Origin of the sequence: Acidobacterium sp. S8 (assembly GCF_009765985.1) — a bacterium.
Lineage (GTDB): Bacteria > Acidobacteriota > Terriglobia > Terriglobales > Acidobacteriaceae > Alloacidobacterium.
The window spans coordinates 239,159-263,186 of sequence record NZ_LMUM01000037.1; the positions used below are offsets into that span (position 1 = coordinate 239,159).

Genomic DNA, 24,028 nt, shown 5'->3' on the forward strand with positions numbered 1-24,028 from the left:
TCCCGCAGATGACTACTGCAAAATCTTCACCACATTGCGCACGGCATCTTCCGGCGTCACAAAGCGAAGATATTCTCGTCCTTCAACGCCGCCCATAGGAATCTCTGCTTTGCGGAAGTGCATGCCACTCTGCATCTCATCTTCGAGCGCGATATGTACCTCCTGCGCGTCCGTAGCTTCAATGACAGAGAGAACATTCTCCGCTGTAATGCCGCAGCCGGGCATGATGATGATGCGGTCTCCGGCTTCTTCGACCATCTTTGCCACCATGGCTGCCCCGTCGACTACCGAAGACGCACCACCCGACGTCAGCACGCGCACCACACCCGTCGAGATGACGGCCTCTAACGCCTCCAGCAGGTCGCGCGATACATCGATGGCGCGATGAAAGGTAACGGGTAGCGGATGTGCGATCTCAACCAGCTGCTTTGTGCGTTCCGCATCCACCGATCCATCGGCGCGCAGTAAGCCGAGCACAATGCCGTCAGCGCCTAATTCCTTAGCGATGCGAATGTCATGCTGCATCGATAGAAACTCGGCGTCGGTGTAAAGAAAATCTCCACCTCGCGGGCGAATCATGACGTTGATTCCAAGCTTTGCGCTCTCACGCGCGGCCTGGATAGTTCCGGCACTGGGCGTAGTGCCACCCTCCAGAAGGTTCGCGCATAGTTCAACGCGCTGAGCACCTCCGAGATCAGCGGCGATCACTGAATCGACGGATTCAAGACAAAGTTCGAGTGTGACTGGCTTTTTCATAAGGAAGAATGACCTGCTTGAATGATTATTTCGCCTGCGCGAAGGAAACATAGTTGCGGCCGAAGTAAAGGCGATAGTGATCGCCGTCGGCATTGAGTTGGAGTGGACCAGGGCGCTTGATTTCGGCGTCGTGCTGCACAGGAGCGGTAATGAGATCGTTGGCGGCAATATCCATCACAAGGAAGTGGTCTCCGACGATACCCACACCGTATGCACCCGGCTTGAGTGTTTGCCCGCTGAAGTCGAGTGCAACTTCAGTGATGAGATAAGCCTGGTATTTTTGCTGAACACCGCTCGAATAGCCCGAGGTGTCTACGAGCGTAGCCAACATATACCTGTCGTTTGTGAAGTGGACACCTGCAGAATTACGCGCCTGAACGGAAGCCGACTGTCCGCGAAAAAATACCGCATCTGGCAAGAGTTTCGCCGCCTGCTGCGCCGTCACAATCGAAGGCGCCGACTGGCAGAAGCCAGTCAGCGAAGCCGCAAGTAATATCGCCGCTAAAACAACGGAAGAGGGAAGTGTTCGACTGCTAAAATTTCTCACGTGTTCACCGAAGAAGCCATCAGCGAAAGAGTATCATCCCGATGGTTTCGCTTGTTTAGTGTTTGCGCACAGGGTGCTTGGGATTCGGAGGGCAGGTGGATTCGCGAATGATCAGCTCAGGAACGATTGCAACATGCTCTGGAAAATCCTTGCTCCCACGAATCCTCTGCAGCAGAAGTCGCGCTGCATGCGTACCCATGCTATGCAGAGGCTGCCGGATCGTTGTAAGGCTTGGGTTGTGATAGGCCGCACCCTGAATATCATCGAAGCCGACAATCGAGATATCTTCCGGTACGCGCAGCCCATGGTCACGGAATGCGCGAATGGCACCAATGGCTGCCACGTCGTTGAACGAAACCAGCGCGGTGAATGGGCGGTTGTGCGCCAGCAACTGCTGCACGACCGGATAGCCGAGCTCCGGCGACGAGACATTCACCTCCAACTGCACTGTCAGCTCAGGATGCACCTCAAGTTCGAGCTTGCGCGCGACTGACATCAGACTCTTCCAGCGATCCTCTGAATCGGAGCTGAATGTTTGTCCTCGCATGAACGCGATCTGCCTGTGTCCCAGCTGGTAGAGATGATGCAACGCCAGCTCTGCCGCTCTCTTATGATCGAGCGTGATGCTGGTCACGCCCTCGATCTTTCGGTGCCCTGCCACCGCCACGACTGGCAGCGGCAGGCTGTGCTGTAGTGCCGTGTCGATGGCGATGAAACCTTCAACAGATCGGTCCATCAGCAGCCGTGGATACTCTTCAATCAAGTCGGCTTTGCGCCTGTGACTAGCCGTGAGGTAGAAATATCCCTCTTCGAGCAGCACTTCTTCAATGCCGTCCATCACCAGCACGGAGTAGCCATCGCTCAGCTCCGGCACCAGCACACCCACGGAAAAAGTCTGCTTCTTGCGGAGCGAACGGGCATAGAAGCTCGGGCGATAGTCAAACTTTTTCGCCGCCGCGAGCACCCGGTCCCGCGTCTCCTGCGGAATCGACCGCACACCAGGTGCATTGTTCAGCACGAGCGAAATAGTAGCGGGGGAAAGATCGAGATAATCGCCGAGAATTTTAAGACTGATTGGTTTTCCGGGTAGGAACTCGGTGGGCTTCGTTTCCGTAACCGGAGACTTGCGTTTTGGCATACATGCCTTTGTAGATGTTCATAACGAAATGTTCAACTGAAATCACAGGGCTGCGCTGCTGGCGCGGGCAACAGGCGCAGTTCCCATGCAGTTTAAACACCTTCGCGAATGGCACGCAGTGCGGGATAGAGCCGGCGATACATCTTGTAGCCGTCTGCGTAGCTGCGTTCTTCAGATGCTTCCGGCGCAATCTGTTCGGCTACGCGAATCGCCGTTGCGCATGCTGCATCGGTATCGGGCCACGCGCCAGCACCTACACCGGCCAGCAACGCCGCGCCGAAAGCCGCGCCTTCTTCCGCTTCGAGAATATCGGAGGGATATCCATAAACGCTGGCTTGAATCGACCGCCACAACGGTCCGCGCGCTCCTCCGCCACCTAGACGAACGCCTTTCACCGGTATGCCGAGTTCGGCAAAGAGTGTAAATGTATCTTTCAGCGAGTAGGCCACGCCTTCGAGCACCGAGCGTATCAAGTGTCCGCGAGTGTGTGAAGCGGTGATGCCGTAAAAGGCTGCTGTTGCCTGCGAATCGAGATGAGGGGTGCGCTCACCCAGCAAATAGGGAGCCCACAGCAGTCCGTCGCTGCCTGCTGGAACCTGCTCCGCTTCAGCTGTGAGTGCATCATAATTTGCTCCCGGAGCGATCACGTCTCGCAGCCAACGCAGCGAAAGCCCAGCCGCCTGGGTAACACCCATCACATGCCAGCGGCCCGGTACAGCATGGCAGAACGTGTGCAGCCGGCCCAGAGGATCTTTCGTCGGTGCAGCCGTGGCCGCAAAAACTACACCCGAAGTTCCGATCGTTGCAGAGACAGACCCCGGCTGCAGAATGCCCATGCCAACGGCACCCGCTCCCTGATCGCCAGCGCCGGCGACCACCGGCATGCCTGCAACAAGGCCGGTTGAAGCAGATGCCTCCGCAGAAATATGAGCGCAAACCTCCGGCGACTCGAAGAGTTGCGGCAGCCACGCTTCATCAATGCCCGCCACACGCGCCACTTCAGAAGACCAGCGACGGTTCGTCACGTCCAGAAGCAATGTGCCTGACGCTTCCTGCACATCGATGGCATAGGTCCCGGTCATCCGGTAGCGAACATAATCCTTCGGGCAGAGAATATGCGCGATACGCGAGAAGATGTCAGGTTCGTGCTCGCGAACCCACAGCAGCTTGGTGAGAGTAAAATTCGGCAGCGCAGGATTGCAGGTGAGCTCGATAAGCCGCTCACGGCCAATCTGCTCGTGCAGCCAGTCGCATTGCGGACCGGTGCGTTGATCGCACCAGATCAGCGAAGGACGAAGCACTTTGCCTTCGGAGTCAAGCATCACCGCGCCGTGCATCTGTCCGGTCAGTCCGGCGGCGCCAATGTCTGATGCGGCAACGCCGCTTGCAGCCAGCACTTCGCGAATCGCTGTCTGCGCTGCGCGCCACCAGTCTTCGGGGTCCTGTTCGGCCCATCCGGGATAAGGCGTGCGGAAAGGCTCATGCTCGCTCGAGGCCGAAGCGACCACCTTTCCGTTTTCATCAATCAACACGGCACGGGTGCCGCCGGTGCCCACATCCAATCCCAGAAAATACACGCAAAAGTCCTTTGATAAACCGAATTAGCAGATCGACTTACTCTATCACTAAGCCGGGACAGGAATCTCTAGAGTTTCATTCCGAACGCAGGGCTTTGAGCGGATCGACGTTAGCCGCCCTTTGCGCCGGGATGACACTGGCGACAAGTGCGACAAACGCCACGCCCAGCGCGGCAAGCAGGTAGCTCACCGCGTCATAGGACTTCACTCCATACAGCGCTGACGTCAATGCACTCGCCACCAGAATCGCCAAAGGTATGCCGATGGCGATTCCGCAAGCCGTCAGTATCAAACTATCGCGCATCACCATCCACACCACCTGCCCGCGCTGCGCGCCTACAGCCATCCGCACGCCAATCTCGATCATACGATTGTTCACCCGGTATGCGAGCGTTCCGTAAAGCCCGGTGGCTACCAGAACTACAGCCAGCAGGCCAAAGAAGCCCGCCAGTCGCGCAAAGAGCAGTTGTTGCGAAATCGATTCCTGATATTGCGCCAGCTGCGTCATCGGCTTCAGTAACGGCAGATTCGGGTCCATCTCCTGCACGACCTTGCGTACTGCGGGAAGAATGGCCATCGGATTTCCGCGAACGCGCATCTCGATATGCATCTCTCCAATCCCCTCGGCCTGGGTATAAACCTGCCAGGCCATCGGAATGGGCTCTTCTTCGATGCTTCTGTATTTGTGGTTTTTCACCACGCCGATAATCGTCTTCTGCGATTTTGGATCTTTACCGCCGATCTGATGACCAATCGGGTTTTCATTCGGCAAGAAGCGTTTCGCGAAAAGCTCATTGACCACAGCGACCTGCGGCGAGTTCGCAGTATCCGACTCAGCAAACTCGCGGCCCGACAGAACAGGCACTCCAAGCGTATGAAAAAAATCGGCGCCGACAGTATTACGGCGCACCAGACCCTGCTCGCCGTCGGAATTCGGTGGCTTGCGTCCATCGATCAGCACGGAGCCGTTACTCGACCAGCCCGACCCTATGCGTTCCTGCATAATCGTCACCGATCCAACGCTGGGAAGCATGCGAAGCTTATCCATGAGCTGCTGATAGAACAAGACCCTTTCCGCATCGGAGTGAGCCTTCTGCGGGTTCACTCCGAAGACGAGCAAACCTTCCACGCGCATGCCGAGGGAAATGTTTTCGAGATTGCGCAATGTGCGGATCAGCAGGCCTGCACCCACCAGCAGCACCATGCACAGCGACATTTGCAGGGCGACGACGATCCTGCCGCTGCGAGCTTTGCCTGCGTCGGTATTCGCCGTTGCCGAAGATGTTTTCAGCGCGAGTCCCGGACCACCGGCAAGCGCTACGCGCAGAGGCGCGAGGCCGAAGATCAGCGCAGCGCCGAGCAGGATCGCTAAAGTGAAGAGGAGCACCACATGATCAGGCACGAGACTGGTCTCAATCCGCGACCACACTGCCAGTGAATGTGTAGCGGCGATAGCAAATGTCCATGCCAACCCGCCTCCCAGCACAACCAGCAGCAGGCTTTCTGACAGAAGCTGGCGAAACAGCTCTTTGCGATCCGCTCCCAGCGCCAGCCGCACGCTGAACTCGCGCTGTCGCGTGGCATTGCGCGCCATCAACAGCATCGCAACGTTGCTCAGCGCGATCAGCAGTACAAGGCCGACCATCGACAGCAGCGTTCTGAGCGGGCGTCCATAGTCGTCCTCGTAGCCGGGAAAACTCTTCGCGTCCTGAAAGCTCAGTACCGGAGGCTTCTCGCCAGCTTCCGGATTGCCGATGCCGATATAAGCAGCTCTTTGAAATATCGGCTGCAGCTGGGCAATTGCCTGGTTTTTGGAGACTCCGGGAGCCAACCGGCCCAGCAAGCGCAGTTCCCACCATTCGGGGTGTTGTAAATAATTCTTGCCATCGTTCTTCACCTCGCCCCAGGGATCGAGCTCCGACCGATCCTGAAATGGAATCCAGAAGTCGATGGAGTCTCCCGCCTCAGTCCCTTCGAAATTTTCAGCGCCGATACCGACAATCGTGAAAGGGAACCCTTTGACGTAAAGAGTCTGTCCCAACACGTCAGGACTGCGCGAGAAGCGTTGTGTCCAGTAGTTGTAGCTGATGACCGCAACGGGGGAGTGTTGCACCTCATCCTGCGAAGTGAAGCCATGTCCGCGTGCCAATGCCACGCCAAGCCCGCTGAAGTAATTGCCGCTCACGACATCGCCTTGCGCTTCCTCCGGCTCAGTGCCATAGCGCACGGCAACCTTCCCAACCGCGAGCGGGGCATAGACCATTACCTGCGAAAAAGCGGTATGCTGCTGCCTCAGCGTGTCATAGACGGGGTAGGAAAATGATGTAGTCCAATCACCGGTGTTATTGCCTTTGTGAGGCGCTCCCGATGTATTCAGGTACACAACGCGTTCCGGATCTTTTACAGGCAATGACTTCAACAACACAGAATTCATCACACTGAAGACAGCCGTATTGGCGCCGATGCCGAGCGCCAGCGTGAGCACGCAGATGGTCGTGAATCCCAGCGACTTCCTCAGCTGGCGAATTCCGTATCGCAGGTCGTTCAGATATCGATTCATAGCGCCCCATTCCAATCACTGCAAAACGATCTCGTGATTCTTTTACTCGGTCCGCAGCGCCGTCAGCGGGTCGACTTCCGCCGCACGGCGCGCAGGGATCAGGCTTGCGGCAATCGCCACCACCGAAACCCCTAGTACCGCCAACGCATAGCTCACAGCGTCCAAGGGTTTTACGCCATAGAGTGAAGACGCCAATGCTTTCGCTACGAGAGTCGATAGAGGAACTCCCACTGCAATACCGATGGCAGTCAGCACCAGGCTGTCCCGCAGCACCATCCACACCACCTGGCCGCGCCGCGCGCCCACCGCCATGCGTACGCCGATCTCTACCGTGCGATTGTTGATGCGGTACGCCAGCGTTCCATAGAGCCCCGTGGCCACAAGCACTACCGCGAGCAGTCCGAAGAATCCAGCCAGTCGTGCAAAGAGCAGCTGCCGTGAAATAGTCTGCTCAAACTGCGCACGCTGCGTCATCGGTTGAATCAGCGGCAGGTTAGCGTCGATCTGTTCCATAACTTTGCGGACAGCAGGAAGAATCGCCAGCGGTTCACCATGCACGCGCAAATCAACATTCATTCCGCCCACTCGCGGGATCTGCATATAGGGAACCCACGCCATAGGAATCGGTTCCTCGTCCATGCTGCGGTACTTGTGATTCTTCACCACACCCACCACAGTGAACTGGAATTTCCCATCGGGAGTTCCAATGCGATGCCCCAGAGGATTCTGATTTGGCAGGAACCGCTGCGCGAACAATTCATTGATAACGGCAACCGGCTGCGACGCCGCAGTGTCTGCGTCGCTGAAATCGCGGCCTTCCAGAACAGGCACTCCGAGCGTATGAAAGAAGTCCGGCCCAACGACATTGTTGCGCACGGTCAGCGATTCGCCATTGGCAACGTGAGGCAGCTTACCATCCACGGACATGCTGAAGTTATCCGATGACCACGAGCCCAGCCGCTCCTCCATAATGGTTGCCGATTCGACCCCCGGCAGCACTCGCAACTTGTTTTGCAGATTCTGATAGAACGCGAATCCTTCGTCAGCATTGTGGATGGTCGGAGTGATACCGAAGACCACCAGCCCATCCGTGCGCATGCCCAGCGGAATATTTTCGAGATTGCGCAGTGTGCGAATCAGCAGTCCTCCGCCGACAAGCAGTACCACGCATAACGCCATCTGCAGCGTAATAATGATCCTCCCCATGCGTGTCTTGCCGGCATCGGTATGCGAAGCCGCAGAAGAAGTCTTCAACACTAGCCCCGGTCCTGAAGAGAGCGCGATCCGCAAGGGAGCTAACCCAAAGAGGAGAGAGGCCACAGCCAGAATGCTCAAGGTGAAAAGCAGAACGGTGGTATCAGGAGCAAGGCTCGATTCAATGCGAGCCCAGGCTGCCAGTGCCCGTGTAGCCGATGCGGCAAAAAGCCACGCCAGCCCGCCGCCTAGCGCAACTAATAAAGCGCTCTCAGCCAACAGTTGCCGAAGCAACTCACCGCGCGCCGCTCCCAGCGCCAGCCGCAGAGAGAATTCACGCTGCCGCGTCGAGTTACGAGCCATCAGCAGCATTACCACATTGCTGAGCGCGATCAGCAGCACCAGTCCCACCATCGCCATCAGCATTCTGAGCGGCTTGCCATATTGCTGGTCATATCCGGGAAAGCTCTTCGCGTCCTGCAGACTCAATACCGGACGCTTTTCTCCCGGCTCAGGATTCCCCAAACCGATATAGGCAGCCGTCTGGAAAGCAGACTGCAGCCGCGCGACGGCCTGTGCCTTCGTCACTCCGGGAGCAAGGCGGCCAAGCATGCGCATGCACCACCATGTCGTATTAGCCTGATATGTCTTGCCATCTTCTGGCGGATTGCCCCAGGCATTCAATTCCTCGCGGTTCTGCAGCGGAATCCAGAAGTCAGTCGAATCGCCGGACTCGGTCCCTTCAAAACCTTCGACGGCAATCCCAACAATCGTTGTGGGAATTCCATTCACGAACAGAGTTTTTCCAAGCACATCTGGACTGCGCGAAAACCGCTGTGTCCAGTAGTTGTAACTGATGACAGCAACAGGCGCATGGCTCGCTTCGTCTTGTGCCGTGAAGCCGTGACCGCGTATCAGCCGCACGCCCAGGCCGGAAAAATAATTGCCGCTCACCATATCACCGGCCGCTTCTTCGGACTGCGCGCCATAGCGAACTGCCACCTTGCTGCTGGAGAGCGGAACAAACGCCATCAGATCTGTAAAGGCGCCTGGCTGTCGGCGCAGCGCATCGTACACGGCATAGGGAAACGTCTCATTCGAGTCGATCGTTCCTGTCCGGTTCGGTGCATTCGACGTACGCAGGTAAACCACGCTCTGCGGGTTTTCGACCGGCAGCGATTTCAGAAGCACCGCGTTCATCACGCTGAAGACGGCGGTATTCGCTCCAATGCCGAGCGCCAGCGTCAACACGCAGACCGCGGTAAATCCTGGCGACTTTCTTAATTGGCGAATTCCATAGCGCAGGTCGGTCCAAAACTTCCTCATAGACGTCCTCCCCGGTGCTCAGTTCTTCAGTAGTGGAGCAGGCATGCGGCCTTCCAATCTCGCAGCACACTAAACCGTTGATAAATAAACTGCCTGTAACGAAGGAGAATGCCTGGGGTGTTCAAATGTGGATGACGGGCGTCCGATATCGGACATCTTCCACCCGTGGCAGAATACAAAGAGTCCCCTTTAATGAGCATTAAGACACTCAGTAGCCGCGAAGTTTACCGCAACCCTTGGCTCCGCGTTCGCGAAGATGCGATCGAGCGCGATAACGGCGCACAAGGCCTTTATGGCGTCGTCGATAAAGACGATTGCGCCATCATTATCCCCATCGATGGTGACCGCATTTACCTCGTCGAGCAATTCCGTTATCCCATTCAACAGCGCTGCCTTGAGCTTCCCCAGGGAGGCTGGGAGACTGCCGATATCGATCCCGAGACACTGGCGCGCGGCGAGTTGCGCGAGGAGACGGGCTTCGACGCCGCATCCATGATCCACCTCGGCATGATCTACATCGCTTACGGCTTTGCAAACCAGAAGCAGTACGTCTATCTTGCGACTGGACTCACTCACGTCGGCACCGATTTCGATGCCGAAGAGCACGATCTGACGCTCCACTCCTTTAGCATTGAGGAGTTCGAGCAAATGATGCTCGACGGCGTCATCCGCGACAGCTGTACGCTCGCTGCCTGGGGACTCTATCTTCTCTGGAAAAATAAAAAGAATGTTGAGGCCGGCGGCTAAGCCGTGTGGGGCATAGCGATGCCAGCCGAGGCTGTAAAGTAGAAAGAGATAACCATGAGCATGAGAATTGGACACGGCTGGGATTCACACGCCTTCAAAGCGGGAGTGCCGCTGAAAATTGGCGGTCTCGCCATCGATCACCCGGAAGGACTTGCCGGCCACTCTGACGGCGATGTGCTGCTCCACGCCATCACCGACGCGCTGCTTGGCGCCGTTTCCGCAGGTGATATTGGCAGCTTCTTCCCCCCGGGCGATCCGCGCTGGAAAGATGCCGATTCTGCCATTTTTCTGAACCTGGCGCTCGAAGAGATTCAGAATGCCGGCTACCGCATCGTCAATATCGACACGACGCTGGTGCTCGCCGCTCCCAAAATAGGGCCAATCTCAGCTGAGTTGCGTGAGCATCTGGCTGATTTGCTGGGTGTGGAACCTAATGCTGTCGGCGTTAAGGCAAAGACGCCCGAGGGCCTCAACGTGGACCACGTAGCGCAGGCTCATGCTGTCGTGCTGTTGGAGCAGGTCGAAGATCCAACCGAGCTGAAGAGCATGACGGCCGTCATAGAAAGCCAGCGGCAGCTTGAAGACGTGGTGAAGGACCTGGTGAGCCAGGTCCACGGCACACCCGAACGCAAAATCACCATCTTCGATACCGAAGACATCACCTAAAGTACATCGTCGAAATGTCTGAATCAGTTTCTACTCCCCGCGTTCGTTTTGCGCCTTCCCCTACCGGATATCTGCACGTAGGCGGCGCCCGCACTGCGCTTTTCAACTGGCTCTATGCCCGCCACTTTGGCGGCACGCTCATCCTGCGTATTGAAGACACGGACTTCGAGCGCTCCTCGGAAGAGATGGTCGAAGGCATTCTGGAAGGCATGCGCTGGCTCGGCCTAAACTGGGATGAGGGCCCTTTCTATCAGTCGAAGCGGCTCGAATTGTATCGTCAGACTGCGGAAAAACTGCTCGCCAGCGGCCACGCCTATTACTGCTTCTGCACCAGAGAAGAACTGGAGCAGCGCCGCGCTGCCGCAGTTGCCGCAGGTCGGCCGCCCATGTACGACCGTCGCTGCCGCAGGATAGAAAAGGACATTGCCGCGCAGCGCAAAGCCGCAGGAGAAGCCTGCGCGCTCCGATTCGCCGTTCCGGAAGGCGGAGCTACCAGCTTTGAGGATGCCGTCTTCGGCAAAGTGGAATTTTCGAATGCTGAGATTGAGGACTTCGTGCTGTTGCGCTCCGATGGCATCCCGACTTACCACCTCAGCGTAGTGGCCGATGACATCGACATGCGCCTGACGCACATTATCCGCGGCGCGGATCATATCTCAAACACTCCGAAGCAGGTACTGCAGTACAGGGCGCTGGGAGTACAGCTGCCGGTGTTTGCCCACGTGCCGCTGATCCTCGGCCCCGACAAGACCCGCCTCTCTAAGCGGCACGGCGCCACCAGCGTGATCGCTTACAAAGAATTTGGCATCGTTCCAGAAGCGTTTCGCAATTTTCTTTCGCTGCTCGGCTGGACGCCCGGCGCAGCAGGTAAAGATGCAGACGGAAAAGACCGCGAGATTTTTGGCTCTGATGAATTGATTCGCCTCTTCTCGCTCGATGGCATTTCGAAATCGAATGCAGTCTTCGATAACGACAAGCTGGCATGGTTCAACACCGAATACATACGCGCTTACGACGCCCAAAAACTGCTTCCGCTGATCGAAGAGGAATGGGCCAAGGCTGGCTTTACACCCGACCGTTCCCAGGATGAAGTGCTGGCTGCTATCAATCTGGTAAAGCCCCGTGCGCGCAACCTGAAAGACTTCGCGATAGCTTTCCGCGCTTATTTCATCGATAGCTTCGAATATGATCCCGCTGCGGTTGCCAAGTTTTTGAAGGATGATTTCGTGCGTGCACTGCTGGTTGAACTGGCCGCACGTTACGAATCGACGGCTGAGTTTACTGAAGCTTCGACCGAGCAGGTCCTGCGAGAATTTGCGGAGGAAAAGGGCGTTAAGGCTGGGGCTCTCATCAACGGATCGCGCGTTGCGCTTACCGGACAGGCAGTTGCCCCAAGCCTGTTTGCCGTCATGGTGAATCTTGGCAAGAATCGCGTGGTGAAGCGATTGGCCGCTGCCAATAACGTCGGCACAGTCTGACGATCGATGCGCGCATCATTACGCTCAGAATGACGTAAGTCTGTTTGCTATTTTGCGATGACGCTTACCGCGATGGAGGCCGTCTTCGGCGGATAGCAGGAATTTGCGTCACAAGCCTGATAGCGCAGAGCTGCCTGCACCAGGTGATCGCCCTTCTGTGCGGTTACGTGCGCGCGCAGAACGAATTCGCCAGTGTAAACGCTCAATTTATCCTCAGGGCTGAAGGCTGGCGAATAGTCGGTCCCGGCAGGAAAATCCACGCTTGCAACGTTCACACCTTCGGGCTCTCCAACCATCAACTGGGTAGGGATGAGGCTCTTCGCGCGAGGCGTGTGCGAGTTGATGTGCAGGCCGTCATTCACTCGAAAATGCAGCTCCACAATGTCCGGTTTGCCGGCTGTCAGTGATACCTGTTCAGGGTAAAGAAACTTCACCAGCTGATGCTGATCGGCCTTGGACGCATCACTCTGCCACGCAAGCTTTTGCGAATTGGCGCAGCGCAGACTCAGACAAAGAGCGCCCGCGAGCACAACATACAGCAGCCTGCGCATCATGCTCCTCCGCTGGCGATGGCCTTCTTGATATTTGCCTCCAGCTCACTGCGATCGTGAAGGCCAACGGTATACGCCACCACTTTGCCTGTGCGATCCACAAAAAATGAGCTGGGCAGCGCATCTATTCCGCCGTAAGGATGCGAGATGGAATCGCCATCAATCAGCACCGGATAGTCGATGTGCATGTGGTTGACGAACTTGGCGATGTCCTCTTTGTCCTGGGCATTTTGTTTCTCGTCGTCTTTGTCCAGGTCATCGGTCGAGACGCCAAGAATTTCGAATCCCTGCGGCCCGTATTGTTTGCGCAACTCGATCAACCAGGGCGTCTCCACCTTGCACGGCGCGCACCAGGTCGCCATGAAGTTTACGAGCACGGCCTTGCCTTTGTAGTTGGCGAGCGAAACCTTCTGTCCTTGCAGGGTCTCCAGTGTGAAAGCGGGAGCGGGCTTGCCCTGCAATGGCGATTTGTCTTCTTCCGCTGCCTCGGCGGCAGCATCGGCAGGAGAAGCAGGTGTCGCGGGAGTAAGCACAGACTGCATGGCCTGAAGCTGTGCCTCCTCGGCCCTTCGGTGGCGGTAATTCACCACGCCCGACCAGATCATCAGCACCAATGCGGCAATGAGCAGAATGAGAACCAGGTGATTGCGTTTCAAGTCAAACCCTTTCTTCGCTGATTTCATTTTAAGGGATGCCCGGGCATAAGCGATGGATCCTGAATCTGAACACGGCAGGCGGCCCTAAGCTTTGATACCATCCAAAATGTTTGGACACTATGGCGGATCATACCCCGGCACAACTCGTTCGCATTGAAGCAGAAGCCCTGCAGCGGCTCGCAGACCGGCTGGAAGGCCCGATGGCGGTGGACTTTGAGCGTGCCGTCGATCTTATTGTCCAGTGTGGGCTGTCTCGCGGACGCGTTGTCGTCACAGGCATGGGCAAGAGCGGCATTATCGCGCAAAAGATTGCGGCTACGCTCAGTTCCACCGGCAGCCCGGCGCTTTTCCTGCACCCGGCGGAAGCCGTTCACGGCGATCTTGGCATGGTGGCGCGCGGGGATGTGGTGATTGCGCTTTCCGCGAGCGGCGAGACTGAAGAAATTTTGCGCCTTCTGGCCACCATCAAGCGCATCGGCGACGCGCTCATCAGCTTTTGCTGCAATTTGAAATCGACACTCGCTCTGGCGAGCGATGTTGCCCTCGATTGTGGGGTCGAGCAGGAAGCCTGCGGCATGGGGCTTGCCCCGACTGCATCTACGACCGCAATGCTGGCGCTGGGCGACGCGCTTGCCATTGCTGTCTCGATTCGAAAAGGTTTCCGCGCAGAGAACTTTGCTGATCTGCATCCCGGAGGAAAGCTAGGCAAAAAGCTTTCGCGGGTGCATCACCTTATGCACGCCGGTGACGCCATTCCGCGGGTGCAGATGCAGACACCCATGAGCGAAGTCATATATGAAATGTCGCGTAAGGGGCTTGGCATCACTACGGTAGAGGACCACGGCAAGCTCGCGGGCATCATCAGCGATGGAGACCTGCGACGTCTGCTTGAACACGACGGCTCAAAGGGATTGGAGAAGACCGCAGGCGAAGCGATGAACCGCTCCCCAAAGACAATTGCTCCTGACGAGCTGGCTGTGCGCGCTCTCGACATCATGGAAGAGAAGAAAATTACTTCCCTGGTGGTCGTCGACGAAGCCGGAAACATTCAAGGGATCGTTCATCTGCACGATCTATGGGAGACGGAGCTGATTTAGCTGCTATGGTCTTGAAAATCGTTCAGGTTGGCGACCCCGTTCTGCGCACAAAAGCACGCCCGCTTACAAAAGAAGAAATCCGCAGCGCATTGATTCGCGAGTTGATCGCGGATATGCGCGAGACCATGCACGCCGCACCGGGGGTAGGACTGGCGGCGCCGCAGGTCGGGCAATCGTTGCAGTTGGCCGTGATTGAAGATAAAGCCGAATATCACAAGAATCTAAACAAAGCGGATCTGAAAGCGCGGGAACGGGAACCGATCCCTTTCCACGTCATCATAAATCCTGAAATTGAGCTGCTGACGCCACCGGAAATTGCCTTTCACGAAGGCTGCCTCAGCGTTCCCGGGTTCATGGCTGTCGTGTCGCGTGCGCAGAAGGTCCGCGTGACCTGCCTGGATGAGCGCGGCAAGCCAGGAGTCGTGGATGCCAGCGGCTGGCACGCACGTATCCTGCAGCACGAAATCGATCATCTGAACTGTCGCATCTACATTGACCGCATGCGAAGCGAAACTTTTTCCACGCTCGAAAATTACCAGGCGCAGACGAAAGCGTGAATTCCGGCGCCCGCTGCATCGTATGTGATAGAACAACATGGTGAAAGTGGCAGAAAAGAACGCAGCCGCCAAATCCTCGCATGAACTCGCCGGAGACCGCCTGATGGAACTGGCGCAGCAAAAAGTGCCCATACCCGACCAGAAGCTTCTTCCCGAGAAAACATCTCCTCAGGACGAGAAGAAGTCCCGCGCTGGATTGCTGCATGCCCTGGGCCGGCTTAAGCCTATGCTCCCGGTACTGGCCTCCGGGCTGCGCATGGTCGATCATGGCGCTGTGCAAGCGGTCGCCCAGCTGTTGAACTTCGTTGACGGTGGTGCCGGCGGGCAATCGGCCGCAAAAGAAGAGCTGCACCAAGGATTGGCCGAGATCGACGCCGGCCACCGTGAACTGCGGCTCCGGGTGCAGGACCAGACCGTGGAAATGAAGCGCATTGAGGAGCAAATCACGCTTCTTCGCCAAACATCCGAGCGCAACGCAATCGAACATGCCGAGCTGGTAAATGAAGTTAAGTCATTGAATTCGCTCGTTCGAACGATCGGCGCCGGGTTGGCAATTCTGCTGATTGTGCTTATTTCGCTGGTAGGACTGCTGCTGTCGCGGCATTCCTAATAGATTCGATAATCAATTTCGACCGTCATCTGATGCGAAATCGCTTTGCCCTTGATTTGGGGGCTCAAAGCAATAGTTCTGCATAGCCTTAAGTGCATTTTCATCAAGGGAACAAAGCCAAGTCAAAATCATCCTATTTCATATAAGCAAAATAAATTCTCATATTGCGAATTGAAATTTATCCTCGTTTTGCTAACTTTTCTTCACGGTTGCAGGAAAAATTTGCCAGTTGTTAGCCGGTAGGACTAGGATACGTTTCAGTTCGGAGTAGTTCGTGGTAAAACGGACGCGCCAGAACGCAAGATGCAGCTGATTCAAAAAGATGCCGATGTAATACATCATTCCAAATACCAGCGTACGGAGCGAATTCTCTATGGCATGGTATGCCTACTGCATTGCCGAGAAACAAGCCTTCCCTGAGTTGCTCCGCCACCGTAAACCCATTCCAATGGAAGCGGTGTCGGGCATAGCCGGAAATCAGGTTTTTCTTTATCCCGCCAGTGATCTAGCCGTAATCGTCAGCGAACATTCCCCAGTAGAAAACTTAAGCGACCGGGCAGGCGTAGAACACGCTCGCGTAATAGCCGATTGCTTCAAAAGCTCCACCGTTCTTCCCTTCCGTTTTGGAACAGTTTTTTCCGATGACGAAAGCCTTCGCCGGTCAGTTCGTTCCAACCAGCGACAGTTCCTCACCAATATTGAACGCCTCCGCGGCAAGGCCGAAATGCATCTGAAAGTCGTACTCGATGACTGCTGCCGCGAACAGCTTCATGCCTATTCCGCCCAGGCAAACACTGGGACCGGAAGAGAGTATCTTATGCAGCTTCGAGAAAACGCTACCCGGCAACGGGAGCGCCAGACCAAGGCAAGGGCCGTATCGGTGCAGATGCATCGGATGTTCGCTCCGCTTGCTGAGGAAGTCAGCTGCCGACGGACGGATTCGGGCAAAATGCTGCTGGATATCGCCCACCTGATCGACCACAAGTGCGTGGAACGGTACCAGAACAAATATTCCAGCGCGAGCCAGATCATGAAGGATTGCCAGATGCAGCTCTCCGGGCCGTGGCCGCCCTATCACTTCGTGCATCGGCTTACCACCAGGCACGGCAATGCACATCACAACGGCGTGCAGACCGTAGCCCAGGCATAAGTTTCCAGAATTGTTAAAGCCCCGGCGGACCCACGAACCGCCGAGGCTTTTCTCTTCTGGAGCAAGAGGTTGTGCGGACTCGTCTTGGCAGAAGATCTGCCCAGCCTCTTAGATAGAAAGACGCGTGAATTTCGGAATCGTTTACACAGGGAGCTGAAAGGTCGGCCGATTTCTAGGCTGGAATATTTTTTTTCTTCCGGCTCAGCACGAAATCGTTATCCTGCTTGCGACGGCTGGCGGTAGCGCGGTCGATCTTGCGCCAGAATGCCCAGAAATAATCCACAGCGGAGATGGTGGAAACAAGCGCCATAAAGTAGACCGCCGTCACTGCGACCGAGCGTACCGGCATGATGAACCAGCCGAAATACCAGGCATCCCAACGATGCGCCAGAATGACAGCTACCACGGAAACAATCTGAATTACCGTCTTTAACTTGCCAACATCGCTGGCTTCAATGGTAAATCCCTCAGTACTGGCAATACTGCGCAGCCCCGTGACCAGAAACTCCCGGCCAATGACCAGAACCGCGATCCATGGCTTCACGATATCGGGGGAGTACTGCAGAAGGCAGATAAATGCTGCTGTAATCAACAGCTTATCGGCAAGAGGATCGAGCAGCATGCCGATGGTCGTGATCTGGCCGCGGCGCCTCGCCAGATAGCCGTCCACTCCATCGGAAATGGAAACAAGGATAAAGAAAATAGACGTGAATAATTCCTGTTCGCCGTTTGGCCCGTGGAGCGGGAAATGCGGCGACAGCATCCAGATCAGCAGCGGCACGCTGAAGATTCGGCCCATCGTAATGGAGTTGGGAAGATTCACGGCACAACGACCTGGCAAGAAGACCCTTACCTAGCCATTATGCACCACCGCATGTCCGGTGAGATAGACACGGAAATGAAGGTGTCTTGAATTAAAAGGGGGATTATCAGCAACTCTACGGTTCCGGCGTCTCGTCCACCACCCGGTAGTGGGCTGGTACGGTAAAGAGGGAAGCATTCGGAGCGGCCCGGTTCACGTCCTTCACCGCGATAGCGAACCGCAACCCGGTTTTAGATATGAATTTTCTCTCGCAAGCGAAGCATACTGCGCTGCGCCCCTCGAGATTTAGCAGATGAGTGAAAATTTTATTTCCCATAGAACTTCGAGTGGTATAGTTTCTTCCATAGATATTCGAGTGGAGAGGCAATCACTTGGGCAACACAAAGAAATCGACTGACGTTGACATGCTGAAAGGCACGCTCGACATGCTCGTTCTGCGCACGCTGATCATGGGCCCGGCGCATGGACACACCATCGCTCATGTGATTGAACACACATCGGAAAACGTGCTGGACGTGGAGCAGGGGTCTCTCTATCCCGCGCTTCATCGGCTTGAAGAGCGTGGCTGGGTTTCTTCCTACTGGGGTGTAAGCGAAAATAACCGCAAGGCCAAGTTCTACCAGCTCACGGCCATTGGCCGTAAACAGCTGGTGGCCGAGGCAGGCCGCTGGCGGCAGATCGTTGAGGCGATTGGCCGCGTCATGGGCGAAAGCCTTGATTAGGCGGTATCTACATGCAGTTGAAGGCGTATCGGGGAACAATCCCGTGCGGGGATGCGTTTGATGTTCAGGTGCGTCCTTAAACAGGCGCTCATGTTCTGGGAAAGATGAGACCGCATGACCAATTCCCCAGCGTCACGTATCAAATATCTTGTCCGTCAACCAAGCCTCTGGTTCGCTCTCGTAATCTGGTGCCTGCTCAGTGCGGCAGCCATCCTGCTCTGCCGGACCGGTGTGCCGCTCGACCGGCCCGAACTCGGCACCACGCCGCCCATAACCGATGTGCTCAACAACTCCATCGGTCTCTTTTCGATCATCCTGCTCATCGGCATCGTCTCCTTTCTGGCGCGGCATCGTCCGGCTCCGGAGCTTGCCGAACGCGCTCCGGAGCGGGGCATTGCCTTACGTGAAACGCTGGCGATGTGGATTTACGGCGCCGTCGTTCTGTTCGCGGGCCGCATCATTGGACAGCACTACTTCGGCGAAGGCATCGCGCTGCATCTCAATGGCTGCCTCTTCGGCGCGACGCACGTCCAGTCGCCGGCCGCGGTCTACACCTGGGCTGCGTACAACGGTATCCTCCTCGCGCTTCTTCCGTATCTCATCTTTCGCTGGCGTGGCTACTCGCTTCAGGCGCTCAATCTGCGGTCTGCCAACTGGAAGAATGACGCGCTCATCATCGCCGTTGTCATGCTCATCGGCTGTGCCTACGAGCTTGCCGGCCCCAACATCTTTCAGCTCACGCTGCATCAGCAGCTCGTCGGCGGAGCGCTCTCTCTGGTGCTGCATCTGTGCGGGACCGATCTCCCTATCATGATCTTCATCTATGCGATCCTGCTGCCGCGCTATGCCCGGCTGTTCTCTCCACCGGTCGCCTTTCTGGCTGGCGCCGTCAGTTACCCGCTCATGCACGTTTTCGAATCATGGACACGCTATGACTCGCCTTATCACGCGGCAGTCTCTGTCATCTTTGTTTTGCTCACGTTTTTCCCTGCAGGTGTGATGAAGTCATTCCTCACATTTCGGACAGGAAATGCCTGGGTACACATGTGGGGCTTCCATGCCGTCACACCGCACGTCATGGTGGACACGCGACTGATCGTTCACGATTTCAATATTCGCTAGGAGAGTCAGTGAATCCCGTAAAGTTTTTCAGCAGACGCAGGCGCGACGCCGAGCTGGCGCGCGAGATTGAAGCGCATATCGCGCACGAAATAGACGAGAATCTCGGTCGAGGCTTTTCGCCTGAAGAAGCGCGCCGCCAGGCACACCTGAAATTCGGTAGCCCGCGCCGTGTGCGGGAAGAGGAGTGGGAGCGCGGGACCGTTCACTTCTTCGCTGATATCTGGCGCGATTGCAGGTATTCCATGCGCACATTGTGGCGCACGCCGGCCTTTTCTATCACCGCCATCATGGTGATGGCACTGGGAATTGGCGCAAATACAGCGCTGTTCACGGTGGTCCGCTCAGTGCTGCTCAAGCCGCTTCCATTCAAAGACCCGTCTCGACTGATTCAGATATATGAAAAGAGCCCGAACGGACAGCGTGCCTTCAGTTACGTAGCAGGCGGCATGTATGCGGCATGGAAAAAACAGGCGCCCAGTATTGAACAGATGGCGATTTACGGCACCGATCCCATCAACCTGTCGGATGGCGGCGGTCAGCTCCCGGAACGAATCCGCTATGCTTCTGCATCGTGGGAATTTTTCTCAACGCTTGGCGTTACGCCGGAGATAGGCCGATTCTTCACCCAGTCCGAAGACAGTCCACAGGCGCCCGGAACCGTAGTTTTGACGCATGGCTTATGGGAACGGAGATATGGCGGCGACAAAGGAATTCTGGGCAGGACGATACAGCTCGATTCGCATCCCTACACGGTCATCGGAGTGTTGCCTGCATGGTTTGTCTATCCGGACACACGGACACAGCTATGGGCGGCTATCTACCACGAGCAGGATCCGGCACAGATACAAAAGGTCGACCTGCATAACTATTTCGTAATTGGCAGGCTGCGCCCCGGCGCCACGCTGGCACAAGCGTTGAGCGAAGTAGACACCGCGACCAAGCGCGTTCATCTCGATCACCCCACGCCTTTCACCGGCAGCTCTGCAAATGTACGTACGATGCTCGATGGCGTAGTACATGAGGCAAAGACGCAACTCTATATACTCCTTGCCGCAACCAGTTGCGTTCTGCTCATCGCCTGCCTCAACGTCGCGAATCTGCTGGTCGCGCGTTCCGCATCCCGGCGAAAAGAGATTTCGATTCGCGCCTCGCTGGGCGGCAGCCGATGGCGCTTGCTGCGTGAGCAGCTGACGGAAAGCGCAGTGCTGGCTTTAGCCGCAGGCGCGGTGGGACTACCGCTGGCATGGCTCGGCATGCAGTGGCTTGTGCATTCCAGGCCCGACCTGGCCCGCGTCGACACCGTTCAGATGGATACGGCTTCTTTACTCTTCGGAGTGGTCATGATAGTCCTGAGCGGCATCCTGGCTGGTTTGATTCCGGGATCATCGTTCATGCGCGGCCCGTTGCTGGCATCGCTGCAGGAATCGTCTCGCACTAATAGCGCGGGCTCATCGACCGCTCGCATGCGAAAGGTTCTGCTCGCGGTGGAAGTCGCGTTCACGGTTGTGTTGCTTACCAGCGCGGGACTTCTCCTCAAGAGCTACCAAAAGCTGCGTGCGCTCGACCTGGGATGCGCAACGCGGAATGTTCTTACCATGCAGTTCGCTTTGTCTGATGTGCAATACAATACGCCCGAAAAACGTCTCGCATTTTTTGAAGAGCTATTACCGCGCCTGCGTGCCTTGCCCGGCGTGAAGGCGGCGGGACTCTCCACCGCACTGCCGGGACAGGGTTATGGCGGAGACTCTCATTTCACCATCATGGAACATCCGGGCAAACAGGAAGAGCAGAGCGTCATGGTGCGGGCTGTCGATCCGGGATACTTTCAGGCGCTGCAAATTCCAGTGCGAGCCGGGCGTGCCTTTGAAGAGCGCGAAAGACTGCAAAACGCTTCATCGATCATCATCAGCGAATCGATGGCCAAACAATATTTTCCCAACGAGAATCCTCTGGGCAAACACATTCGCGCCGGCGTGCTTAACGATGCGGAATTCGAAGTGGTGGGAATAGTAGGCAACACGTTGTGGAGTCTTACAGAGCCGGAGGGACCGACCATGTACTTGCCTATCCTTTGCGGGCAATGGTGGTGGTCTTCTATTGGAATTCGGTCGGACAAAGATGCAATGAGCTTGGCGCTGCCGGTACAGAAACTGCTGGCGCAGCTCAATCCCGGCTTGCCGGTTTCCGATGTGCTGACCATGGAGCAATCGATCGGGAAATCCACACTCGATGCAAACTTCACCTCGATGCTGGTGCTCGCTTTTGCTGTCATTGCGTTGCTGCTGGCGGCCGTTGGATTGTATGGAGTGCTCTCTTATCTCGCGACGCAGCGCACCGGCGAGATAGGAATTCGCATCGCGCTTGGGGCGCAGCGTGGCTCTGTGCTTCGTCTGCTTTTATTTGATGGTTTAATGCCTGCATGGATTGGGCTGGTGATCGGACTGATCGGAAGCGCCTTCAGCGTGCAGCTGATTCGAAGCATGCTTTATGGCACGCAGCCGCTCGATTGGACGATCTTCGCCTCTGTCGCAGCTATTTTGTCGCTGGTAGCTGCGTTTGCCTGTTCTATCCCGGCATGGAGGGCGGCGCATCTCGATCCTGTGCAGGCATTGCGCTCCGAATAGCAGCTATGCCCGCACAATAAAGCGGAAGCGCATGTCTTCGCCAAACCACATGATGTAATTGGTTCCCCACGCATTGTTGAAGAGGTTGCAGTGAACGCCGCCTGAGAGATCGGGCTGCGTCCGCGAAAAATTCAGTGGAGATTTCTCACCTAAGGCGATTACGGGCGCATCAAGCAACTCGAGGCGAAATTCGCTGTCGCCATCTTTGTGATGAATCCCGGGAGAGACTGCATGCAGATGCCTTCCTCCGGCGACGGCCACATCGAATGGCGACACCGGCTCGCCTGATTTTTCCATCATCCAGCCTTGAGGATCTTTCACCTGTGGATTGAAAGTCAGCCAGATAGCCTCCGGCATGCGCGTTGCTGGCTTTCCAAACCAGTAAAAGTTTAGATGGATTTCCGGCGCAGCATCAGGCAGAACCAGTTCCAGATATAGATCCTGCGGAAAGGCCGCGCGTCCCGAGTTCAAAGCAGCAGCATCTTTTATTTCCAGCTGCGCCAGAATGCGATGTCCAGCTGCATCCTTGGCAACGTGCAGGTCAGTGAGAGACGGCAGCCACTCCTGACTTTCAGCCCCGTAGCGCTCGATATTCGGCTTACCGAAATCTTTCTTCGCCCAATCCGCATCGCTCACCACGTAATTCGTGAAGAACTGCGTGTAGTCCTTTTGTGACAGTGTCTGATATGAAAATAATGCCAGCGGATGGTCGGCTGAAGCCCACTCGCGTTCCGTTTTCTTGTTGCGCAGTTTGCGTATCGCACCAGTTTTCGCGTCGATGCCAACAACAAAATGCTTCGATTCGATCTCGTTCTCCGCCGAGTGTGGCGACCCAGCGACCATCGACGGTTTCTTCGCCTCCAGAGCGCGTACCGCCTGCTGCGCTTCATTCTGCAACTGCGCCGGCAGCGCAGAAATCCCGTCGAACAAATCCTTGCGCTTCTCTTCCCAGCTGAATTCGACGACCTTGTAATTCTTCGTCTCCAGCATCGAGGCGAGATCCTTCGGCGTGTAGTGATCGAAGTCCAGCCACGTCTTTGTGTCGGTGCCCCAGGTGTGTTCAGCTTCCAGCAAAACCCGTCGCAGCATGGCTACATCCGTTGTATCGCCGATGCCAAATTTTTTCTGCGCAATCCAGCGCTCGCGAAGCCGCGCCACTTCGCGGTAACGCGCCAGCTTCAGGGGATCGCTGGCTACGCCGTGAATCCATGAATCGCCAATCTCCTGCGTGATGACAGGGAGATGGCTGTGAAACGGATCTACAGCATTCGCGATCTCGGTCAGATTTGTTGGCGTGACTTCGGCATTGGGAAATTGGTCCTTCAGGCGCGCATAGACTTTTCTAATTTCCTCAGGAGAATGTGGGCCGCTGTTATCGTCCCGCACCACAATGGCAACCGCGAGATCGGAGCCAGGAACGCGCGTCACGCCGCCGTACCCGTGGTGATACATCACCGACAGCGTCTCTCCTCGCGAATCCTTCCATGTAAACAGGGGAGGCAACTCAGCGGGAGTACTCGCGTCATTCACTCCGATATCGAGGAACTTCACGCCATGCCCGGCCAGCGGAGCAATCAGCCCGCGCGTATGTCCGGGTACATCCGTCATCTTCGCGCCCGTCGTCGTCCGCCCAAAACGCCTGTCGAGCGACTGCGAAAGTCCCAGGCTCCCTTCGATCATCGAACGGTCGATCAATTCTGTCTGCCAGGTAAATGGCAACGCATGCCAGGCAATATCTCCGCGCTGGATCGCCTGCTCCATGCGCTTGCGATCTTCTGCGGAAGCCTGTTCGAGGTACTCGTAGAGTAGCCACGAGCCGGTGGTCCACACATAGCGCTCGTTGCCCGACTGCCGCATCTCTTCGGCAATCTGCATGGCATGCGGAAAGTATTCGGTGAAATACCTCTGCACAACGTGCGCCTGCGTATCGATGAAGCCAGCATCGAAGTGACATTTGAACATCACCAGTACGTGCTTTACAGCAGGATCGGGTGCGGGAGTGATTACCGGTGACTGCAATGAAAAAGCAGAATGAGGCGCCCACAAAAGCGAGCTACCTGCCATAGTTGCTGACTTCAGAAAATCACGACGCTGCATGAGCACTCAACAAGATCAGAAAATAGAAAC

General features: G+C 56.4%; 20 protein-coding genes. 10 read left to right on the top strand and 10 right to left on the bottom strand.

Annotated features, from left to right (window positions below; translation table 11 throughout):
- Nucleotides 1-12: 12 nt before the first annotated feature.
- The 6 genes from GSQ86_RS19760 to GSQ86_RS19785 form a co-directional block, all read right to left on the bottom strand.
- On the bottom strand, nucleotides 13-756 hold the full coding sequence (locus tag GSQ86_RS19760) for a copper homeostasis protein CutC (RefSeq protein WP_158751900.1): 744 nt from the start codon (nucleotides 754-756) through the stop codon (nucleotides 13-15).
- Nucleotides 757-781: 25 nt separating this feature from the next.
- Nucleotides 782-1,303: a hypothetical protein gene (locus GSQ86_RS19765; RefSeq protein WP_158751901.1), complete on the bottom strand. Its 522-nt coding sequence runs from the start codon at nucleotides 1,301-1,303 to the stop codon at nucleotides 782-784.
- Between the two features lie 55 nt (nucleotides 1,304-1,358).
- Complete coding sequence (locus tag GSQ86_RS19770; RefSeq protein ID WP_158751902.1) at nucleotides 1,359-2,441, bottom strand: LacI family DNA-binding transcriptional regulator; 1,083 nt, start codon at nucleotides 2,439-2,441, stop codon at nucleotides 1,359-1,361.
- A gap of 92 nt (nucleotides 2,442-2,533) precedes the next feature.
- Nucleotides 2,534-4,018, bottom strand: coding sequence for a xylulokinase (gene xylB, locus GSQ86_RS19775; RefSeq protein ID WP_158751903.1), 1,485 nt, complete (start codon nucleotides 4,016-4,018; stop codon nucleotides 2,534-2,536).
- A 76-nt stretch (nucleotides 4,019-4,094) separates the two neighbouring features.
- Nucleotides 4,095-6,578, bottom strand: a complete 2,484-nt coding sequence (locus GSQ86_RS19780; RefSeq protein WP_158751904.1) for an ABC transporter permease — start codon at nucleotides 6,576-6,578, stop codon at nucleotides 4,095-4,097.
- Between the two features lie 42 nt (nucleotides 6,579-6,620).
- Nucleotides 6,621-9,098 (bottom strand): ABC transporter permease, encoded by a 2,478-nt coding sequence (locus GSQ86_RS19785; RefSeq protein WP_158751905.1) that lies wholly within the window; start codon nucleotides 9,096-9,098, stop codon nucleotides 6,621-6,623.
- Nucleotides 9,099-9,290: 192 nt separating this feature from the next.
- On the opposite strand from GSQ86_RS19785, the gene GSQ86_RS19790 reads away from it, so the two are divergent.
- Genes GSQ86_RS19790 through gltX form a run of 3 tightly spaced genes read left to right on the top strand, consistent with a single transcriptional unit; the run spans nucleotide 9,291 to nucleotide 11,989 of the window.
- Entirely contained in the window at nucleotides 9,291-9,845 is a 555-nt protein-coding gene (locus GSQ86_RS19790; protein WP_158751906.1) for an NUDIX hydrolase, read from the top strand.
- Nucleotides 9,846-9,899: 54 nt separating this feature from the next.
- Nucleotides 9,900-10,511: a 2-C-methyl-D-erythritol 2,4-cyclodiphosphate synthase gene (gene ispF / locus GSQ86_RS19795; protein WP_158751907.1), complete on the top strand. Its 612-nt coding sequence runs from the start codon at nucleotides 9,900-9,902 to the stop codon at nucleotides 10,509-10,511.
- A 14-nt stretch (nucleotides 10,512-10,525) separates the two neighbouring features.
- On the top strand, nucleotides 10,526-11,989 hold the full coding sequence (gene gltX, locus GSQ86_RS19800) for a glutamate--tRNA ligase (protein ID WP_158751908.1): 1,464 nt from the start codon (nucleotides 10,526-10,528) through the stop codon (nucleotides 11,987-11,989).
- Nucleotides 11,990-12,036: 47 nt separating this feature from the next.
- Here the strand turns inward: gltX and GSQ86_RS19805 are convergent, their stop codons facing one another.
- Complete coding sequence (locus tag GSQ86_RS19805) at nucleotides 12,037-12,543, bottom strand: protein-disulfide reductase DsbD N-terminal domain-containing protein (protein WP_158751909.1); 507 nt, start codon at nucleotides 12,541-12,543, stop codon at nucleotides 12,037-12,039.
- Nucleotides 12,540-13,196, bottom strand: a complete 657-nt coding sequence (locus GSQ86_RS19810; RefSeq protein ID WP_158751910.1) for a TlpA disulfide reductase family protein — start codon at nucleotides 13,194-13,196, stop codon at nucleotides 12,540-12,542. Before GSQ86_RS19810 ends, GSQ86_RS19805 begins: the two co-directional genes overlap by 4 nt.
- A 119-nt stretch (nucleotides 13,197-13,315) precedes the next feature.
- Here GSQ86_RS19810 and GSQ86_RS19815 point away from each other — a divergent pair, with 119 nt between their 5' ends.
- The 4 genes from GSQ86_RS19815 to GSQ86_RS19830 all read left to right on the top strand — a co-directional run bounded on the left by GSQ86_RS19815 (nucleotide 13,316) and on the right by GSQ86_RS19830 (nucleotide 16,610).
- Nucleotides 13,316-14,293, top strand: coding sequence for an SIS domain-containing protein (locus GSQ86_RS19815; protein ID WP_158751911.1), 978 nt, complete (start codon nucleotides 13,316-13,318; stop codon nucleotides 14,291-14,293).
- A gap of 5 nt (nucleotides 14,294-14,298) precedes the next feature.
- Nucleotides 14,299-14,850: a peptide deformylase gene (gene def / locus GSQ86_RS19820; RefSeq protein WP_158751912.1), complete on the top strand. Its 552-nt coding sequence runs from the start codon at nucleotides 14,299-14,301 to the stop codon at nucleotides 14,848-14,850.
- 103 nt (nucleotides 14,851-14,953) lie between these two features.
- On the top strand, nucleotides 14,954-15,460 hold the full coding sequence (locus GSQ86_RS19825; RefSeq protein WP_158751913.1) for a hypothetical protein: 507 nt from the start codon (nucleotides 14,954-14,956) through the stop codon (nucleotides 15,458-15,460).
- A 373-nt stretch (nucleotides 15,461-15,833) separates the two neighbouring features.
- Nucleotides 15,834-16,610, top strand: coding sequence for a GvpL/GvpF family gas vesicle protein (locus tag GSQ86_RS19830; RefSeq protein WP_158751914.1), 777 nt, complete (start codon nucleotides 15,834-15,836; stop codon nucleotides 16,608-16,610).
- Between the two features lie 172 nt (nucleotides 16,611-16,782).
- Here GSQ86_RS19830 and pgsA read toward each other — a convergent pair whose 3' ends face one another.
- On the bottom strand, nucleotides 16,783-17,433 hold the full coding sequence (gene pgsA / locus GSQ86_RS19835) for a CDP-diacylglycerol--glycerol-3-phosphate 3-phosphatidyltransferase (protein ID WP_158752447.1): 651 nt from the start codon (nucleotides 17,431-17,433) through the stop codon (nucleotides 16,783-16,785).
- A gap of 404 nt (nucleotides 17,434-17,837) precedes the next feature.
- On the opposite strand from pgsA, the gene GSQ86_RS19840 reads away from it, so the two are divergent.
- The 3 genes from GSQ86_RS19840 to GSQ86_RS19850 all read left to right on the top strand — a co-directional run bounded on the left by GSQ86_RS19840 (nucleotide 17,838) and on the right by GSQ86_RS19850 (nucleotide 21,901).
- Complete coding sequence (locus tag GSQ86_RS19840) at nucleotides 17,838-18,155, top strand: PadR family transcriptional regulator (protein WP_158752448.1); 318 nt, start codon at nucleotides 17,838-17,840, stop codon at nucleotides 18,153-18,155.
- Between the two features lie 114 nt (nucleotides 18,156-18,269).
- On the top strand, nucleotides 18,270-19,277 hold the full coding sequence (locus GSQ86_RS19845; RefSeq protein WP_158751915.1) for a hypothetical protein: 1,008 nt from the start codon (nucleotides 18,270-18,272) through the stop codon (nucleotides 19,275-19,277).
- Between the two features lie 8 nt (nucleotides 19,278-19,285).
- Complete coding sequence (locus GSQ86_RS19850) at nucleotides 19,286-21,901, top strand: ABC transporter permease (protein WP_158751916.1); 2,616 nt, start codon at nucleotides 19,286-19,288, stop codon at nucleotides 21,899-21,901.
- A gap of 3 nt (nucleotides 21,902-21,904) precedes the next feature.
- Here GSQ86_RS19850 and GSQ86_RS19855 read toward each other — a convergent pair whose 3' ends face one another.
- A complete protein-coding gene (locus GSQ86_RS19855) occupies nucleotides 21,905-23,998 on the bottom strand; it encodes a DUF5054 domain-containing protein (RefSeq protein ID WP_158751917.1) in 2,094 nt (697 codons plus the stop codon).
- Nucleotides 23,999-24,028 lie beyond the last annotated feature (30 nt).

What these genes read in the sequence shown, in the direction of transcription:
- gltX (WP_158751908.1), top strand. Translation starts at nt 10,526, where the DNA reads ATGTCTGAATCAGTTTCTACTCCCCGCGTTCGTTTTGCGCCTTCCCCT.
- GSQ86_RS19770 (WP_158751902.1), bottom strand. Translation starts at nt 2,441, where the DNA reads ATGCCAAAACGCAAGTCTCCGGTTACGGAAACGAAGCCCACCGAGTTC.
- GSQ86_RS19760 (WP_158751900.1), bottom strand. Translation starts at nt 756, where the DNA reads ATGAAAAAGCCAGTCACACTCGAACTTTGTCTTGAATCCGTCGATTCA.
- ispF (WP_158751907.1), top strand. Translation starts at nt 9,900, where the DNA reads ATGAGCATGAGAATTGGACACGGCTGGGATTCACACGCCTTCAAAGCG.
- GSQ86_RS19840 (WP_158752448.1), top strand. Translation starts at nt 17,838, where the DNA reads ATGCTGAAAGGCACGCTCGACATGCTCGTTCTGCGCACGCTGATCATG.
- GSQ86_RS19855 (WP_158751917.1), bottom strand. Translation starts at nt 23,998, where the DNA reads ATGCAGCGTCGTGATTTTCTGAAGTCAGCAACTATGGCAGGTAGCTCG.
- GSQ86_RS19830 (WP_158751914.1), top strand. Translation starts at nt 15,834, where the DNA reads ATGGCATGGTATGCCTACTGCATTGCCGAGAAACAAGCCTTCCCTGAG.
- GSQ86_RS19790 (WP_158751906.1), top strand. Translation starts at nt 9,291, where the DNA reads ATGAGCATTAAGACACTCAGTAGCCGCGAAGTTTACCGCAACCCTTGG.
- GSQ86_RS19845 (WP_158751915.1), top strand. Translation starts at nt 18,270, where the DNA reads ATGACCAATTCCCCAGCGTCACGTATCAAATATCTTGTCCGTCAACCA.
- GSQ86_RS19805 (WP_158751909.1), bottom strand. Translation starts at nt 12,543, where the DNA reads ATGATGCGCAGGCTGCTGTATGTTGTGCTCGCGGGCGCTCTTTGTCTG.
- GSQ86_RS19780 (WP_158751904.1), bottom strand. Translation starts at nt 6,578, where the DNA reads ATGAATCGATATCTGAACGACCTGCGATACGGAATTCGCCAGCTGAGG.
- GSQ86_RS19785 (WP_158751905.1), bottom strand. Translation starts at nt 9,098, where the DNA reads ATGAGGAAGTTTTGGACCGACCTGCGCTATGGAATTCGCCAATTAAGA.
- GSQ86_RS19825 (WP_158751913.1), top strand. Translation starts at nt 14,954, where the DNA reads ATGGAACTGGCGCAGCAAAAAGTGCCCATACCCGACCAGAAGCTTCTT.
- def (WP_158751912.1), top strand. Translation starts at nt 14,299, where the DNA reads ATGGTCTTGAAAATCGTTCAGGTTGGCGACCCCGTTCTGCGCACAAAA.
- GSQ86_RS19815 (WP_158751911.1), top strand. Translation starts at nt 13,316, where the DNA reads ATGGCGGATCATACCCCGGCACAACTCGTTCGCATTGAAGCAGAAGCC.